Below are 17,313 nucleotides of genomic sequence, written 5' to 3'. Positions count from 1 at the left end.
ATTCAAGTGATAAATAATGAAAATCTGGGTTGATGCGGATGCATGCCCTGTGGTGATCAAGGAAATTTTGTTTAGAGTTGCCGAAAGAACCAAGCGACATTTGATACTGATTGCTAATCACCCTATTTATATACCGCCATCGCAGTTTGTTCGGATGTATCAGGTGGAGCCCGGGTTTGATGTGGTTGATAACGAAATTATAAGAAGGATGGACGCGGGGGATCTTGTCATCACCAGTGATATTCCTCTGGCAGCCGAGGTCATAAAAAAACAAGGTCGCGTGCTGAGTCCTCGTGGTGAGTTATATACTAAGGAAAATATTGGCGCGAGACTGAGTATGAGAGATTTTATGGAGAGTCTGCGTGCCAGTGGAGTAGATACCGGCGGTTTGTCTACGTTGAGCCAGAATGATCGTAAAATGTTTGCTGGTCAACTGGATAAATTAATGTTAATTTAATTATTTCGATGCAAATTAATAGGAAAATGATAATGAATATTAAAGTACTCGCACTTTTTTTATTGATAACCTTGGCACTGCCAACGGCAAGTTACGCCGGTTCTAAATCTAAAGAAGAAGGAAAAGTTGAATGGTCTGAGGTACCACCCAAAGCTCAACAGATAATCACTGAGCACACACAGGGTGGGGAAATCTTGAAGGTTAAGAAAGAGCATATCATCTTAATGACTGATAAGGGAAAGAAAAATAAGACTATTATTTACTTAGCCCGAGTCAAAAAAACTGATGGCAAGAAAATCTGGGTAACAGTCGATAAAAATGGCGAGTTAGTTGATATCGAAGACGAAGAGACTGATCCAGTATTAGAAGATGAGGAAGACGAAAAAAATAAGAAAAACAAGAAAGGCCACTAAACGTCAGGATTTAATGGGAATTGACCGTATTCTCGGCTTGGCTTTTTTTGTTTCTGGATCGGACTAAATGTACTGATACAGCATTATTGGGAATTAACAGAAGAAATTCTGGTTGCGCAATTGATCTGATATTTGCATACCGCAAGTGGTTGGTGCAACGCATTAATTGTAAGAAATCTCAGGGTTGTTTACAGAGAGGTTGATTAAAATAAGCGTTGAGTATTTCATAAGGGGTTGCATTATTCAAACTCTTATGGGGCTTTACGGTATTGTAGAAGTTAATGAAACGGGAAAGCTGAATGCGCCGATCGGCGCAGTCTTTAAAGGAAATCTGGCTGTGCCACATATCCATCAGGGTGCGGATGACTCTCTCGGCTTTACCGTTGGTTTGGGGACGATTGATGCGGGTAAACTTCTGGCCGATACCGTGTTGCCTGCAAGCTTTGCCGAAAGCATGACCGTCAGTCCCTTTAAATTCCGTACCGTTATCGGAATAAGCGCAGTCGATCTGATACGGACATTGGGCAATAACAGTGTTTATGAGAAAGCTAGCTGCGCTGTGCTGAGTTTTATCGGGAAAAATATCGGCATACAGCTCCCTGGAGAAGTCATCAATGGCCACAAACAGATATTCGCGAGGTTTATTGGCGGATTGCCCTTTCAATAAGGGGAGTCGCTTGGTATCGAAATGAACAAGCTCGCCCGGGTAAGATTTGTTATAGCGCTTGGCAGCGCGCTTGAGACGTTCCTGGATGGTCTGCTCGACCTTGGCCAGGCGCTTGAGACCGTACTGCAATGTTTTAAACCGCTGGTTGGTACTGTCACGCGGAGTAAATTCCTGGAGTCTCGCGCGTTTCAGTACGTCATAAATCGTTGGACGGCTGACGTGGAAGCGCTCCGCCAAATGCGCTACCTTCCATAGCCGGGTTTGATATAGCCGCCAGATTTCCTGACGATCCAATAAAGTTAATCGGGTGCGTTTATGTATGTTCATTTACAGTATTCTCCCAAATACTGTAAACAACGCTAGTGATTCTTACACATTAATAGCGTAGATTGGGAGATATAACAGAACGATGATATAAATTAGTGCGAAGAAATTCGCATGACCTTATCAATTTGCTCGATATGGAAATTGCGTAACACATTCATCCCCAGCAAAGAACTTCCGGGCATATCGGGCATGATATTCACGTCAACGTTAGTAAGCTTGAATGAACCAAAGGTGATTTCTGCAGCAGTTGCAGCACAGGCACTTACTTTACCATTTGCAGTCGACACAAGACGAGGAGAGCATTTTTTTATGCCTGCTTGTGATGCAATTTCTGATGAGATTGATACGATGGTTGCTCCAGTGTCGATCATGAACACGACGGGGGAGCCGTTGACAGTTCCGGAGCTGAAATAATGTCCGTCGCGTGTTTGTTGCAACTCAAGTTTGCCGAAGCTTATGACTTCAGATGGCTGCTTAATTTCTTCAGGACTGGTCCGCACGATGCTATAAGCAAGAGCTAATTGAACGGGATCAAGTCCTGAGCCGCTAAATTGCATCAGGGTCGTGGAACCGGCATTGATTGAGATTCCACCTGATACTGAAATATTTGCGCCATCAGAAAACCCCGTTTCCAGGTTACACCAGTTCGATCCCACTAAAACTTGCATGCCATATTGACCTACCGGTACGCTGATCTGGATGGTATTACCAGAAAAGATGGATGCTGCCAGGAATCGTTTGGTTATTGCAGGATCCGATAATATTATCACCATCGGGTAACTGTAGTTATTTTGAATTTCCAATCCGGAGTAAAGCACATCAGTACGTCTCATTACTGATGGGTCAATCATATAAGCTGATCCGTGGGGTGGTAGTGATCCGCAATTGTTGGTTTTGGCTATTGGAACCAGTGCATTGTTTATCAGTTGAGCATGAGGGTGTTGCAGAGGTCTATAATGACTAAAAATCGCCAGAAAGATCAAAATCAGGATAATCCACGAAAGCACGTTTTTGATTAAGGTCTTCCACGACTCTTGCGGTAAGTTGTCTATGGCAGGATCCTGTTCTTTATGAGTCGCCTTATCATTACTACTGTTTGCATAACTGTAATCCTTATCCTGTGCGTCCATTTATTTTCTCATATAGTCGTACTAATGGTTTTGCGATGTTCAAATATCATTTCATTCAATATGTGATGGCAAATTCGTTGATAAAAATTATAATTTTTACGGTTATTACTACTTTCGACTTGAGAAAATGTGATGTTATTTCCTATAGTTCTTACCAAGCTTCTTCTTGTTATTGTTGATGGCATAGCTACATTGCAAGTAGTGGCAAGAATTTGTAGCGTTCAGCTTTTATTCATCTTGCAAGCAATACAATCTTAAAAGTGGTGAAGTTTAAATCATGTTAATTGGGTGGATTGAGACCCACTAATTCCAATCCTCATTACGTTTGTACTACGTGGCTAACGCTAAATGGAGTTGATATGATAAATCGTAAGTTGTTGTATTTGATAATAATTATATCTGCTCTGGCCTTAAGTAATGCTGCGTGGGCGCGTGGTGGGCATGGTCACAGACATAGTCATTTAAACTTAGGTATTAGCGTGGGCGGGTATTATCCTGGTTTTTATGGTTCGGGCTTCTATGGCTCAGGTTTTTATGGTTCTGGTTTCTACGGCCCTGGTTCTTACGGTTACCGTTCTTATGGTTATGATCCATTCTTTTACAGACCGTATTATAGTTACCCACAAACTGTTGTCGTGCCTGTAACGCCGCCGGTTTACATTCAACAAGAGCAACCTAGGCCGGTCCAACCACAAGTCAATTATTGGCACTATTGCCAGAATCCTGAGGGCTATTACCCGTATGTCAAAAGCTGCCCGGGCGGTTGGTTACAGGTTGCTCCTCAGCCGCCTGCACAATAATCCAAAGAGGTAAAACATGTTAGTCATAAGAAATTTCTTGATTTTACTAATTGCCGGCCTATTAACTGCGTGTGTGCATATTCCATCAGGTCCAAGTGTTATGACCTTGCCTGGTTCTGGCAAAAGCTTTGATCAATTTCGTTCAGACGAGTATGAATGCCGGCAGTATGCTTATGAACAAGTAGGTGGCAATACACCTCGGCAAGCATCACGGGCGAGCGGTGTAGAAAGTGCGGTTATCGGAGCAGGACTTGGTGCTGCTGCAGGTGCGGCTATTGGAGGCGGGCATGGGGCCGCTATTGGTGCTGGGACAGGTTTGTTAATGGGGGGGCTCTGGTTGGATCAAGTGCCGCATCAACGTCAGGATATGCCAGTCAGCAACGCTACGATTTTAGCTATATTCAATGCATGTACGCCAAGGGGCATCGTGTCCCGGTCGATGGCAGAATTACTAATGATTCATCGGGTAATAGAGGTGTAGCGAGAAGAACTTCAGCGCCACCCGCAAGTTTTGTTCCTCCACCACCGCCACCTGGCAATCCACCGTCACCACCGCCAAGATAATTTATTCGGTGGCTTGTTATCAGAAGATAGCAAGTCACCGAATTTTATCTGGAGCGCTAACGTGCTAACAGGCTGTTGAAAAAATGTTTTCGAGGCAGTCGATACCAGGCATAAACAGGTGAGAAAGTGCAGTTTATGCGTAATAAATGAGCATTCTGAGCCTGTTTTTAACACCGTAGCAGCAACGCAGATAGTTTTCCTACTAAGCGAGATTATTAAATCTCTCTCAAAATAAAGACATCAGGATGGCGAATAGTAAAGAGCATGATTATTGTTGCATCCGTCTTCGTTTCAGTAACTTATCGGTAAACAAAGCAAGTAACAGTAGTGTAATGATGTAGGGTACAGCAGTAAAAAAAGTTTCTTGATAATTAGTCATTTGTACTCGTAGTGGATACTCATAGTGCAGAGGGGGTACGCCTTCTCCTGTAACGAGCAATGTATATTGCCCTTCGTCCAGATTGAATTCCCCTTTAATGACGCCATCCGAGTGATTCGTTGAATACAAAGATGCCACCGTGTCACTTAAGGCTTTGCCACTGCCTCTTACTATTTTTATACCCACAGGCATGTCGCGTAATGCTTGATCAACTAAATCAAGAACCCACAGGGTTTCACCTTCTTTAGGGATTTCTGTGCAATATTCGGCTTCCGGATCGTTTTGTGGCTGGTAGGTACTCAAATGCACCATGCTCCCAGATACATTGCGCACACAAACATCGGATTCCAAGGATACTTTGCCATGAGCGGCGACTAAGCCGGAATGAAGTGCTACGAAAAGTATAGCGACTGAAACCCATATTTTTATTTCTTGCCTCATTATATGAACCTCCTACACTTATTGATTAGTAGTTTATTGAGTGTCTTTATTCTTTTTCAACAGCCTATTAACCCATGACCTGTGAGTGCGCAGGCCATGGGAAATATTGCCATCAATATCTGATGAGATTAAGGAACAATCCGGTTATTGAGAATTTCTTTGCTTTGGTTATTCCAGATAACGTCGGTCAGGTTCGAGTAACGGGTGATGATCTGTGCTGCAATACCACCTGAAAACAATCCTGCCCAGCCCAGAATCACAAAGCCCCAATGCAATGGTGCACTGAACAATTCTTCCATGAACCAGAAGGCATGACCCCATTCGTTCAATCCTACGTTTGGCAGAATCATCAATGGGCCTGCAATTGCCATTACCAGCGGGAATGATGTGCCGCGGCTATACAGTGGCAGACGGGTCGTCGCGTACAGGTATGATGCTACGCCACATACGATGTACATCGGGAATGAACCGTAAAACACCACAACGTGACTTGGCGTGAAGCTGGTGTCACGAATAATCACTTGGTGCCATGATGCATCTTGTTCGGTAAAGAAGCTTCCGCCCCAGTAAACACCAAACAGATACACGCCCAGCCACATCATCCAGTAAAAATAACGTTTGATTTCTAATTTCGGATCGAGGTTATCTAATTGTTCTTTGGTGTCGCGGGTCTTCAGTATCCAACCCCAGGTGATCAATGCAAATAAAGGCATCAGTGTCATGTGTACTCGCCACAGTCCCATCCACACTTTGTCAAATTCCGGTTCCATCGAGTCCATGCCGTGTGAATATGCAAATGTCCTTTGGTACCAGATCCAAAATATCGCTACCAGCAGCATCGTTATCATGCCCAGTTTGTAGTACTTCGAGTCGTACCACAACGACATGTCATAGCTTGCGCTCGAACTTGCGCTAGTTGTGCCGTATGTTGTTGCCATCATAGTCCTCCATTTGTTGAGTTAAGTAACGCAGTATCAAGGTTTATCAAAACATCCGTCATTTTCTATGTAATGTTTCCATAAACCCTTTTCTACGAGATTAAGAATAGCCGGTTACTATTCTTTTACAATGAGTGGATCCACTCATTTTTATAATCACAACCTGTTTTCTATGGATCTTTGGTTGCTGATAAAGAAGTTCAGTGTGCTGAGGTCGACGCCAGATCATCCGGAAACTGATTGCCTGGTTTCTGTGCTTTTAGCCGCAATGCAAAACTGATCAGGCTATTGGGTCCGCTCAGATCCAGTTTTCTCGAGATGTTGACGCGGTGATTTTCTATCGTTTTTTTGCTCACAAATAACTTTTGGGCAATTTGTGGGGTGGTGAAACCTTCGGCTATCTGATTCAGTACTCTGCGTTCCGCTTTGGTGAGGTTCGTGATTTTATCAAATGTCGCCTCAATTAATGCATCCTGTTCCGAGCGGTACCTATTGGTTTTTGACAGTTTCTCAAGCCGTGCTTTTATACTGTTGATCAATTCTTCCTTGGTAAATGGCTTGGTCAGATAGTCATCGGCCCCCATATCCATCCCTGTACGCGTATCGGAACGAGTCGATTTCGCGGTAAGGAATATAAATGCGGTGGGCGGTAGTTGCGGTATTTGTTTTATTCGAGAGAACACGTCAAAACCGTCTATTCCCGGCAACATAATATCGCAAATGATGATATCCGGCGTATGTTCCATCGCCATTTGGACGCCTTCCTCACCGGCAGGCGCGCTGATGACGTGAAAACCGTAATGCGCAATAATGTCAGATATGTTTTCACGCAATGCTTTTTCGTCTTCTATGACAAGAATCAGTGAGTTATTCATCGTTGTCACTTATAGGGGTAATTGAATCGTTACTGTGCAACCATTGCCGACTGTACTTTCAAAGCTGATGTTTCCACCGTGTATCATGATTAATTTCTTGGCGATCATGAGTCCAAGCCCGCTGCCAGGAAAAATCTTGGCATTTGATGCTCTGAAAAACGATTGAAACAGGAATGGCTGGTCTTTTTCCGGGATACCGATGCCATAGTCCTTGATCGTTATTAAATACGCACTGTCATGGAAAGTAACCATCAGGTCGGGCGCTGGTTTGCCTGCAGAATATTTAAAAGCGTTTGACACGATATTGCGCAAAACATTCCGTAGCAGAATTTCATCAACACTAATGATGCGGTCTGATGTATCAAACTGGTAATTGAGTTTTCTCTGTTGTCCATTGGGTTCAGCATTAGACTCGACAAATTCATCCATGAACCGCCTGAACGGTAGATTCTTCTTGCATAATTCTATTTTTCCTTCGTCAATTCGCCCGATATCCAGAATGTTTTCCATGAGTTCCGTCATGCGGATCGTTTCTTCAGCCATGACAGCTTTGTGTTTCTGAAAGAACTCCACAAAAGAAGGACTGAGATCGATTGATTCCATTTTTAGATCCAGTAGATCGATGCTGGAACGAATGGTGGCAAGCGGTGTGCGGAACTGGTGTGAGGCCAGGCTGACGAACTGGGTTTTAAAACGATTCAGTTCACGTTCTTTTTCCATGGCTTTTTGGTGTCGCTGCTCTGCCATTTTTATCAGCGTAATATCATTCTCAACAGCCACGTAATTGATCAATTTACCGGCATCGTCATAGACTGCAGCGATATCGAGATAGAGCCAGATCTTGTTACCACTCTTGGTGTAATTCAGAATTTCACCGGAGAATGTCCCTGTATTCTGCAGCGAGCAAGCGATTTCCCGGATTGTTTCGATAGAAGTTTCTGGACCCTGGAGAAAATCTGCCGGATCAAACCCTACGACCTCTTCGGATCGATATCCCAGGATTCTTTCAAAGCTATTATTCACCCATATAATTTTTTTTTCATGATCGGTGATCATGACGATGCCATTGGTTTTTTCAGCAACAAAGGCCATGCGCTGCAAATCCAGTTCGCTTTTTTTTCTAGCGCTGATATCCACACCGTATCTGATCAGAAACTCCGCATCCCCGTTTTCATCCAACAGAGGATACATGTTGCGCATATAGGTTCGTTCTGTGCCCTCAGAATCGGTGAGCTTTTCTTCAAAAGTAACCGGTTTTTTATGCACCATGCATTCTTTCATCACTGCATTGTGTCTTGATTCAGCAGCAGAAATCCAATTCCCGGGAACATTATATTCACCATGATTCATTCCAGTTATCATGCTACAGCGTTCTCTGCATTTAATGGCTGCATCATTGGCATAAATATAACGGCCTTCCTTATTCAGCACGACCAATTCGGTAGGCAATCTATCCAGTATATAATTGTAGAGAAGGTGCTCTTTCTTTTTATGTTCTTCTGTTTGCTTTTTCTGAGAGATATTTTGTAAAACACCGTATAAACCGACTAAGTCTCTGTGCTCATCAAGCATGGGATAGATGGTGGTGGCGTGCCATTTAAGCCTGCCATCGTGCATCACAATCATAAATTCTTCAGTACACTTTGTTTTTGCTGAAGTGGCATGCTCGATCAATGCGCGCATTTTTTCTTTTTCGGACTCTCTGTAGAAATGAGTGCCTTCAAGTAGGATTGAGCAATGAAAGCTTTTATCTAACTCATAAAAATCATAGAGATATTCCGACCAGGTCGTAATATTTGTTTTGAGAATGTAAGACCAATCGCCGATTTCTGCTATTTTGCCGAGAAGGCAAAACCGCTTTTGCTGGGATTCCGGCGAATCGAAAGTTGTCAGATCAAAGTCAGGTTCGGAAAACATGTAAGGTTGTGCTATGTCCTGGGTTGATAGTTTCTAGACTCAAAGCTATTAGACAGTAAATTGATTGCTAACGGTTTTCTGCTAATCCTGATGTCATTCCACACTATGATCTTACAGTGCGATACTGAGTTCGAGAGAGAAATTCTAAAGAAATGCTGAGCAAAATGAAAACATAATATGCGCTATTACAACAAAACCGGCTCTTAATTGAGATCGCTCTAATTTCAATGGCGTATTTTTCAATCCATAAAAAAACAGCGCTATCCAGTAGCGCTGTCAGAACGGAGAAAACATAAAAACTAAGCGGTGGTATTGATGTTTTGCCCGAGATGCGGGGGCAAATTTTGTATGGGTTGAGTATCCGGAATCGCTTCAATCAAAGCAAGTGCGCCAGCCGCACTCAGATCCATCGCTTTTTTAAGCACGGCGATACTGACTGCCTGGTTGGTGCTGGTTTCCGCCATTGTCGTTGCCACATTTGCTATACCTGTCACGTCCATAAAAATTCTCCTTATCATTTACAGTGCTAATAGCGGCATGTGGTGTACGTTATTTTAGGATACGAACTAGGATTTCCATTATCGATACCGAATGTGCCAAGTTACTGCAACAGCGATGAATGATTTGTTGCGATATCAATCTTTTCTGAGAAATGTTGAAAAAGTTCTTTTGAAATGATCTTTCCAATCAAAGCCGACTTTTATGGGAACTTTTACTTGAAAGTCGGCAGTTCCGGTATTTTTGCTATCCAGATATAAAATATACTGTCCTACTTCACTCATTCGAAATGACTGGGTGATTACTCCGAATGGATGTTGCTGTGCGGGTACTGACAGTATCTCATGTTCTTTTTCTTTATCATCATGGAACTCTACTTTTACTAAACGTAGCGCCAATGGAATATCGCGGGCCGATTCCGGATACAACAGATCAATCGTGATATTCAATGTGCCGGGCTCGGGTATTTTGCCGCATTGCACAGGTATGTGCGGTGATCTGATGGTATCTTGAGGCGCTACGTAGTCGTCGGGAAGATAGTATCCCGAATAACCGATGGTGAGCGCTTCAGTTTGTATGGTACAAGCACCGCCGCGAAAGCCTTTCGGATAGGTTTCGGATGAATCGCCTTGCGAACTTGCGTGATACAGCGCACCAAACGCTACAAAAATTGCCAAAATTCCAAATAAAATCGCAAACTGAGATTTGCGTGATGGCAATTTTGATTGAGTTGGCATAACAATCCTTTTATCAATTGAGTGCGGTAGTAGAAATTCTATTCATCAACGCTGATTTGCTTTTGAAGTGCAATAACATAACTGATGATAGTGCGATTAACAAGTGATTGTACCAAAGCAGTTCGAATCTTCTCATCGTACAAGTACGGGGTGCCGTCCCTGTGCGATCTCGCTTCAGTGCGTCGCGGCACAGAGGTGCTATCAGTTAGTCGATTTTGGCAGCGTAACGCCTTGTCGGAGGTGATTTAGTATTGCTTTTGCCGACGAATGATGGGTTTCCAAAATCGTTTTTTGATACTATTTGCATATTATCCTGTGGCTTACAGGGTTTTGACAGGATTCGCTATAAAGGGGCAATCGACAATGCCAAGAATTGAAACCGTATTCAAGAACGCGCACGGTGAATCTTTATCGGGCTCGCTGGAAATGCCGTCCGGCGCTGTTAAATCGTATGCATTATTTGCGCATTGCTTTACCTGTTCTAAAAATAATCTGGCGGCTACACGGATCGCACGTGCTTTAGCCGATTTTGGGATTGCTGTATTGCGCTTTGATTTTACTGGGCTGGGGAATAGTCAGGGCGATTTTTCAAACACCAATTTTTCGTCGAATTTGCAGGATTTATTGGCGGCGGCTCATTATCTCGAAGCGCACTATGCCGCGCCGTCCCTGTTAATCGGGCATAGCCTGGGCGGTTCTGCTGTGCTCGCTGCGGCTCAGGATCTTGCGGCTGTCAAGGCGGTAGTCACGATCGGAGCGCCGGCGACTGCGGCGCATATTAAGCATTTGTTTGCGGATTCCTATCAGCAATTAAAGAATCAACAATCGGTGCAAGTTGAGCTGGGTGGCAGAAGTTTCAAAATTCAACACCAATTTGTTGATGATCTGGAAAAATACAATTCTGTCGCGCATATTAAAGCCTTGGAAAAAGCCTTATTGATATTTCATTCGCCGCTGGATGATGTGGTGCCTATCGACGAAGCGACACGAATATATACTGCCGCCAAACATCCCAAAAGTTTTGTGTCGTTGGATCATGCGGACCACCTGTTGTCCAACCCTGAAGATTCCCGGTATGTTGCAGAAGTTTTATCGGCATGGGCGAGTCGCTATCTGGCAACAGATCAAATTCCAGTTAAAAAAGCAGATTCGGAAATGCAAGCGGTTGCGCCGGGTAGTGTTATTGTGTGCGAACGGGATAAAAAATTTACGCGTGAAATCTCGATGCAACATCATACGCTAATCAGTGACGAACCCATCGCCATGGGAGGCGCCGATCTTGGGCCGAATCCCTACGAATTGCTGCTCGCCGCATTGGGTAGTTGTACCTCGATGACGCTACGCATGTATGCCAATCATAAGCAGCTTGATTTGCAAGATATCCAAGTCGAATTGCACCACAGTCGGATTCATGCGGAAGATTGCGTCAGTTGTGAGGAACAACCTGCACTCATTGACAGGATTACGCGCGTCATTCAATTGACAGGCAATCTGGATCCGAAACAACGCGCCCGGTTATTGGAAATTGCGAATCAATGCCCTGTCCATAAAACCCTGCAAAATAAGATGCAGATAGAAACCAGTATAATAGATTGATTTTGTTATGCAATCAGATGGTAGTATAGAAAAATATCGTATTGATAAATGGCTGTTCGCGGCACGTTTTTTTAAAACCCGCTCTTTGGCGGCTGATGCGATTGAACGTGGCAGGGTTACGTTGAATGATCATCGGATCAAGCCTGCCAAAGTGGTTGCAGTGGGGGATATGCTGACGATCCGTATCGGTAATGTTCAATACGTGATTAAAATACTGGCATTATCCAATAAGCGAGGCTCCGCAACGCAGGCGCAGCAGCTTTATAGCGAAACGGATGAAAGCCGAGCACGACGGGAAATGCTGGTGGCTCGCTTAAAAGCGCAACCTGAGCCCTTTTTTACCAAAGGCCGGCCAACCAAGCGCGACCGGCGCGTGATTGAACGATTTTTTTCGAGTGACGATGAGTTTTGAGTCTACGATAGGAAACACTCGTGTCACTGTCCTTTAACAGCCTGTTATGAATACAATCAAGTGAGAGAACATGACCAATAACACTTTTAACCTGGATAAAGACCAGTTGATTAAACAGTCCTTTGCGCAGATGGATATGCATCTGCAAGGGACAAATTACACCCAAGCACAGAAGCTGGCACTAACCTGTCGCATTTTGTTTGATAACGGGCACGATTCAGGGTTAGCCGGGCAAATCACGGCGCGTGGCGAAAAACCGGGGACTTATTTGACGCAAAGACTTGGGTTGGGCTTTGATGAAATTTGTGCGAGTAACCTGTTGCTCGTCAATGAAGATCTGGAAGTTTTACAGGGCGACGGCATGGCGAATCCGGCAAATCGCTTTCATTCATGGCTTTACCGCGCCAGGCCGGACGTGCAATGCATTGTGCATACCCATGCAGTCCATACGGCTGCACTCAGTATGTTGGAAGTACCGCTGGAAATATCGCATATGGATAATTGCGTGCTCTATGATGATGTGGCTTTTATGCCCAAGTGGCCGGGCGTGCCGGTAGGTAACGAAGAAGGTGAGTTGATTTCCAAGGCCATTGGCAGCAAACGTGCCTTATTATTAGCGCATCATGGCTTGCTGGTTGCCTGTTCGAGTATTGAAGAAACCTGCATGTTATCCATTGCTTTTGAACGGGCTGCGCGCATGCACCTGTTGGCGGCATCGGCGGGTAAGATTCAGCTCATTGATCCGGATCTGGGACGGGAAGCACATGACTGGATTCTGCGCGGGCAGCGTAGCGCAGTGGGTTTTGCCTACTATGCACGGCGTAGTCTGAGAAAGAATCCAGAATGTCTGGAATAAATTTTAATTAAGTCTGAATGGCTAAAACAATCACTATTTTGGCTACCAGCGCATATATGAATTGTACCGATTAGCCGTTTCAGTTAGAATCCGCTCTTCCCAGGCGCGTAGCTCAGTTGGTTAGAGCACCACCTTGACATGGTGGGGGTCGTTGGTTCGAATCCAATCGCGCCTACCAAATCAGATTCCGCAGCAATCCATACTCCCATACACGATAAAATCGCAGCAATTCTTGAAAAGCAGACTGTAAAACCACGAGAAGCTTCCGGGAGGTTTTACTTATCTATCTGTGAAAAAAATCACAATGCAGATTTGTTTTCATGTTGCACAATGGTTAATAGAAATATTTCTATTTAACAGAGTCTATGCAGTCTGCTAAAGTAGTATTAGGCTCATTGTAAACAGAGTCAATAGCTGGTTTTTCAAGTAAGCACTAATCAAGGAGCTTAAATTCTATGATTGGGCAATCGCAAGCTTTTCTGGAAACACTGCAGGTTGTTGAAAAAATCGCGCATTGTGAAGCACCTGTATTGATTGAAGGTGAAACAGGTACAGGAAAAGAACTGGTGGCGCGGGCAATTCACTATGGTAGTAGCCGTCAAAAATACCCTTTTGTTCCCGTTAATTGTGGCGCAATTCCCGATTTGTTGATAGAAAATGAGTTATTCGGTCATAAGCGTGGTGCCTACACCGATGCGCAATCGGATAATCTCGGGCTCATTTCACAAGCACAGCGCGGCACACTTTTTCTTGATGAGATTGATGCGCTAACCCCTAAGGCGCAGGTCACTTTGCTCAGATTTTTACAGGATCAGTTATACCGACCATTAGGCGCAAGTGGAACACAAGCAGCTAATGTTCGGATTATTGTTGCCAGTAATGCGGATTTGACCAAGCTGGCTGAGCAGGGTGTTTTTCGCATGGATTTATTATTTCGCATCAAGATCATGTATCTTAAGCTACCCGCATTACGTCAACGTAAAGGTGATGCTGTATTGTTAGCGAATCATTTCTTAGAAACATGTGCAAAACGATATGATCTGGGTCAAAAGAAATTGCATCCTGAAACCATTGCTTGGTTTGGTCAATATCAATGGCCAGGTAACATTCGTGAACTGGAAAACATGATCTGCCGGGAATATCTGCTCGCAGATACCTTTCTGATTAATATCAAATCACCGGTGGTGGGCATTGCAGATCGCCGTACCTGCGTTGACCGTCGTAAAGCCAGTATGATGAATATGAAATTCAATGAAGCAAAAAAACATGTCATCACAAGTTTTGAGCAAAGTTATCTGACTGAGGCTTTGCTGAAGGCGCATGGCAACGTATCCATGGCGGCAAAATTAGTGGGTAAGGAACGGCGTGCATTTGGCAAGTTACTTAAAAAATACGGAATGGATAAAAATCTTATTACCAGTAATTATCCCTCTCAATAAAATTTCAATCCGATTTAAAATTTGCGTACTACAAACTTTTATTTTTCACCTGCCTCGACCTTATTGATTTTTCAGTATATGTTGATAAACAACCGAGCTTCATGTATGTCAAATACCGGGTCAAAATGAACCCAGTTATAGATTCAATCAGAAATATTCATATCCAACTGTTTTAAAAAACAAATCTCTTATTGTTCGCTATCGTCATGGGTAATAATCAACCCAGTCTCGGATCATTCGTTATCATAAATAATATTAATAATCATGTTGTTATATGAATATTAGAAATTGGCATAGTAGTTGCGTTACTTAATAAAGCGTATCGGCTTGAGATTATCGGCCGAAACAGTGGAGGATGCGTGGTTGATGGAAACGGATGAGTCATCTAAAGCCAATATACGCAAAGAAATTTTGCAATATATGCAAACGCATCCGGATGCCGCAGATTCACTCAATGGCATTGTTAATTGGTGGCTATCCAGCAAATACAGTGCTGAGGATATGAAGAAAGTTGAAGGCGTTCTTGAGCAACTGATTAAAGATGGATTGGTTAAAAAGGTAGTCCTGATTGACAAAACAATTCTTTATAAGCGCAAGGAGAGCTTGAATTAACAGTTGTGAAGCCAAAACCGGACAATTTGCGGGTGGAGATAAAGAATTATCAATGTTAATCAAGTAGTCAAACAAATTGTTCAACGAGCTATCCGATCAAATCAAAAGGAGATTACAACATGCCAGTTGCAGTGAGTTATCCAGGTGTTTATATCGAAGAGATTCCGAGTGGAGTTCGAACTATTACCGGAGTGGCGACTTCCATTACCGCTTTTATTGGGCGCGCACTACAAGGTCCAGCGGATGAGCCGATCACAGTCAATAATTTTAGTGACTTTATTCGATCTTTCGGTGATCTGCATGTGGATTTTCCAATGTCCTATACTGTTCGCGATTTTTATTTGAATGGCGGACAACAAGCGATTATCGTGCGGTTACAAAAAAATTCTGGAAAATCAAAAAATGCCGATCTTAAATTAGAAGCTGCTAGTGCTGGGTCATTAGGCGATCAAGTTACCTTTACAGTCGATACAAAAGGTATTACTGATGAAGTCGCTAAACGTTATGGTATGACTAAAGCCGATTTATTCAATTTGACCGTCTATGAAAACCCTGGTAAAGGTCGCGTCGAACGTTTTTCTAACGTTGCAATCATTTCTGCTGCAGGTGCACGAAGGCTTGATCGGATACTTGAGGCTGAATCGAATCTGGTGCGTGTTCAGAAAAAGACCGATGGCACCCCCGATCTGATTACTACAAAACCGGTAGATTCTAAGCCAGATGAAGACCCTTCAGATCCAGCAGCCGATTCAAGCAAATTCAAGAAATTTACTGGCGGTGCAGACAGTGATTTTTTAACTTCCAAAGCAGATATTGTCGGCAATAAGGCCAATAAAACCGGCCTATATGCATTGGATAAGGCTGATTTATTTAATCTGCTCTGTATTCCTCCTGATACACGGGAAAGTGATACACCGAAGGATGTTTATCAAGAAGCAATGAAATATTGCACCGATAGGCGAGCGTTGCTTATTGTCGATTCTCCCGCGAGTTGGGGAGCAAATAAGGAGACAGCTGCTGCCACTGCTCGCGACAGATTAAGCACATTAAATTTATCAGGCATTGAAGCCCGTAATGCGGCTTTGTATTTTCCTCGTGTATTGCAGAGCGATCCTCAACGCGAGGGGCAAATTGATACATTTGTTCCATGCGGTATTATTGCTGGATTGATGGCGCGTACCGATACTACTCGAGGTGTTTGGAAGGCACCGGCAGGTTTGGATGCTTCGTTAAGTGGTATTCAAGGATTGCAAGTCAATCTTAACGATGCTGAAAACGGCATGCTCAATCCACTGGGAATTAATTGTTTGCGTGCATTTCCAGTGAATGGCCGGGTGGTATGGGGTGCTAGAACCCTTCGTGGCGCTGATCAACTAGCAGATGAATGGAAATATATACCTGCTCGCCGCACTGCGTTATTCATCGAAGAAAGTCTTTATCGAGGTACACAGTGGGTTGTGTTTGAGCCCAATGACGAACCGCTGTGGGCGCAAATTCGCCTGAATATCGGTGCGTTTATGCATAATTTGTTTCGTCAGGGCGCATTTCAGGGCACTACACCGAGGGACGCTTATTTTGTCAAATGCGATAAGGAAACCACGACGCAAAACGACATCAATTCAGGGATCGTCAATATTGTGGTTGGCTTTGCACCGCTGAAGCCTGCCGAGTTCGTTATCATCAAACTCCAGCAGATGGCTGGGCAAATTGAAGTTTAAGGAGAACCAGTTATGGCACAGTTCAGCGTTAATGCACAGCGATTTGATCCTTATAAGAATTTTAAATTTCGCGTGAAATGGGATGGTAAGTACGTTGCCGGAGTAAGCAAGGTGGGCGCGCTCAAAAAGACGACCGAAGTGGTTAAGCACCGCGAAGGGGGTGATCCCAGTAGCAGCCGCAAGTCACCAGGACGTACTGAATATGAAGCGATCAGCCTGGAGCGAGGTGTTACGCACGATAAGGAATTTGAACAGTGGGCGAATAAAGTCTGGAATTTTGGTTCAGGACTCGGCTCGGAAGTTTCACTCAAGGATTTCCGCAAAGACATCATCATTGAACTCTATAACGAGGCGGGGCAGTTGGCAGTTGCCTATAAACTGTTTCGCTGCTGGGTATCAGAATTTCAGGCCATGCCTGATCTGGATGCCAACGCCAATGCGGTGGCAATACAGCATATTAAGCTGGAGAACGAAGGCTGGGAGCGTGATTATGAAGTCGCAGAACCGGCTGAAGTAACCTTTACCGAGCCACAATAA

At 43.9% G+C, this 17,313-nt stretch carries 18 protein-coding genes, 1 tRNA gene and 1 pseudogene; 12 read left to right on the top strand and 8 right to left on the bottom strand.

The window, feature by feature from the left end:
- The first annotated feature begins 16 nt into the window (after nucleotides 1-16).
- Nucleotides 17-457 (top strand): YaiI/YqxD family protein, encoded by a 441-nt coding sequence (locus tag Q0K92_RS04755; protein WP_297324661.1) that lies wholly within the window; start codon nucleotides 17-19, stop codon nucleotides 455-457.
- 32 nt (nucleotides 458-489) lie between these two features.
- On the top strand, nucleotides 490-870 hold the full coding sequence (locus Q0K92_RS04750) for a hypothetical protein (protein WP_297324660.1): 381 nt from the start codon (nucleotides 490-492) through the stop codon (nucleotides 868-870).
- Between the two features lie 178 nt (nucleotides 871-1,048).
- Here Q0K92_RS04750 and Q0K92_RS04745 read toward each other — a convergent pair whose 3' ends face one another.
- Nucleotides 1,049-1,864, bottom strand: coding sequence for an integrase core domain-containing protein (locus Q0K92_RS04745; protein ID WP_297324659.1), 816 nt, complete (start codon nucleotides 1,862-1,864; stop codon nucleotides 1,049-1,051).
- 92 nt (nucleotides 1,865-1,956) lie between these two features.
- Nucleotides 1,957-2,994, bottom strand: a complete 1,038-nt coding sequence (locus tag Q0K92_RS04740) for a retropepsin-like aspartic protease (RefSeq protein ID WP_297324658.1) — start codon at nucleotides 2,992-2,994, stop codon at nucleotides 1,957-1,959.
- A 359-nt stretch (nucleotides 2,995-3,353) separates the two neighbouring features.
- Here Q0K92_RS04740 and Q0K92_RS04735 point away from each other — a divergent pair, with 359 nt between their 5' ends.
- Nucleotides 3,354-3,794: a hypothetical protein gene (locus Q0K92_RS04735; RefSeq protein ID WP_297324657.1), complete on the top strand. Its 441-nt coding sequence runs from the start codon at nucleotides 3,354-3,356 to the stop codon at nucleotides 3,792-3,794.
- A 16-nt stretch (nucleotides 3,795-3,810) separates the two neighbouring features.
- Nucleotides 3,811-4,358, top strand: a pseudogene (locus tag Q0K92_RS04730) (YMGG-like glycine zipper-containing protein).
- A gap of 268 nt (nucleotides 4,359-4,626) precedes the next feature.
- Here Q0K92_RS04730 and Q0K92_RS04725 read toward each other — a convergent pair.
- From Q0K92_RS04725 to Q0K92_RS04700, 6 genes are all read right to left on the bottom strand, one after another.
- Nucleotides 4,627-5,178, bottom strand: a complete 552-nt coding sequence (locus tag Q0K92_RS04725; RefSeq protein ID WP_297324656.1) for a hypothetical protein — start codon at nucleotides 5,176-5,178, stop codon at nucleotides 4,627-4,629.
- A 128-nt stretch (nucleotides 5,179-5,306) separates the two neighbouring features.
- Nucleotides 5,307-6,116: a methane monooxygenase/ammonia monooxygenase subunit C gene (locus Q0K92_RS04720; protein ID WP_297324655.1), complete on the bottom strand. Its 810-nt coding sequence runs from the start codon at nucleotides 6,114-6,116 to the stop codon at nucleotides 5,307-5,309.
- A 200-nt stretch (nucleotides 6,117-6,316) separates the two neighbouring features.
- The gene (locus tag Q0K92_RS04715; RefSeq protein WP_297324654.1) at nucleotides 6,317-6,991 is read right to left on the bottom strand and encodes a response regulator transcription factor; all 675 of its coding nucleotides are present in this window, start codon (nucleotides 6,989-6,991) and stop codon (nucleotides 6,317-6,319) included.
- Nucleotides 6,992-7,000: 9 nt separating this feature from the next.
- On the bottom strand, nucleotides 7,001-8,908 hold the full coding sequence (locus Q0K92_RS04710) for a PAS domain-containing protein (protein ID WP_297324653.1): 1,908 nt from the start codon (nucleotides 8,906-8,908) through the stop codon (nucleotides 7,001-7,003).
- A 299-nt stretch (nucleotides 8,909-9,207) separates the two neighbouring features.
- The gene (locus tag Q0K92_RS04705) at nucleotides 9,208-9,408 is read right to left on the bottom strand and encodes a YjfB family protein (RefSeq protein ID WP_110337768.1); all 201 of its coding nucleotides are present in this window, start codon (nucleotides 9,406-9,408) and stop codon (nucleotides 9,208-9,210) included.
- Nucleotides 9,409-9,543: 135 nt separating this feature from the next.
- Nucleotides 9,544-10,143 (bottom strand): hypothetical protein, encoded by a 600-nt coding sequence (locus Q0K92_RS04700; protein ID WP_297324652.1) that lies wholly within the window; start codon nucleotides 10,141-10,143, stop codon nucleotides 9,544-9,546.
- A gap of 363 nt (nucleotides 10,144-10,506) precedes the next feature.
- On the opposite strand from Q0K92_RS04700, the gene Q0K92_RS04695 reads away from it, so the two are divergent.
- The 8 genes from Q0K92_RS04695 to Q0K92_RS04660 all read left to right on the top strand — a co-directional run bounded on the left by Q0K92_RS04695 (nucleotide 10,507) and on the right by Q0K92_RS04660 (nucleotide 17,313).
- Nucleotides 10,507-11,739 (top strand): alpha/beta fold hydrolase, encoded by a 1,233-nt coding sequence (locus Q0K92_RS04695; RefSeq protein ID WP_297324651.1) that lies wholly within the window; start codon nucleotides 10,507-10,509, stop codon nucleotides 11,737-11,739.
- A gap of 7 nt (nucleotides 11,740-11,746) precedes the next feature.
- Nucleotides 11,747-12,151, top strand: coding sequence for an RNA-binding S4 domain-containing protein (locus tag Q0K92_RS04690; protein ID WP_297324650.1), 405 nt, complete (start codon nucleotides 11,747-11,749; stop codon nucleotides 12,149-12,151).
- Between the two features lie 70 nt (nucleotides 12,152-12,221).
- Nucleotides 12,222-13,007, top strand: a complete 786-nt coding sequence (locus tag Q0K92_RS04685; RefSeq protein ID WP_297324649.1) for an aldolase — start codon at nucleotides 12,222-12,224, stop codon at nucleotides 13,005-13,007.
- Nucleotides 13,008-13,108: 101 nt separating this feature from the next.
- Nucleotides 13,109-13,185, top strand: a tRNA-Val gene (locus Q0K92_RS04680).
- 277 nt (nucleotides 13,186-13,462) lie between these two features.
- Entirely contained in the window at nucleotides 13,463-14,446 is a 984-nt protein-coding gene (locus tag Q0K92_RS04675) for a sigma-54 dependent transcriptional regulator (RefSeq protein ID WP_297324648.1), read from the top strand.
- 300 nt (nucleotides 14,447-14,746) lie between these two features.
- On the top strand, nucleotides 14,747-15,058 hold the full coding sequence (locus Q0K92_RS04670) for a hypothetical protein (RefSeq protein ID WP_297324647.1): 312 nt from the start codon (nucleotides 14,747-14,749) through the stop codon (nucleotides 15,056-15,058).
- A 119-nt stretch (nucleotides 15,059-15,177) separates the two neighbouring features.
- Nucleotides 15,178-16,776 (top strand): phage tail sheath subtilisin-like domain-containing protein, encoded by a 1,599-nt coding sequence (locus Q0K92_RS04665; RefSeq protein ID WP_297324646.1) that lies wholly within the window; start codon nucleotides 15,178-15,180, stop codon nucleotides 16,774-16,776.
- A gap of 12 nt (nucleotides 16,777-16,788) precedes the next feature.
- Entirely contained in the window at nucleotides 16,789-17,313 is a 525-nt protein-coding gene (locus Q0K92_RS04660; protein ID WP_297324645.1) for a phage tail protein, read from the top strand.

Origin of the sequence: Nitrosomonas sp., assembly GCF_024282095.1 — a bacterium.
Taxonomy (GTDB): Bacteria; Pseudomonadota; Gammaproteobacteria; order Burkholderiales; family Nitrosomonadaceae; genus Nitrosomonas.
This window is presented reverse-complemented; position numbering and strand designations above follow the sequence as displayed.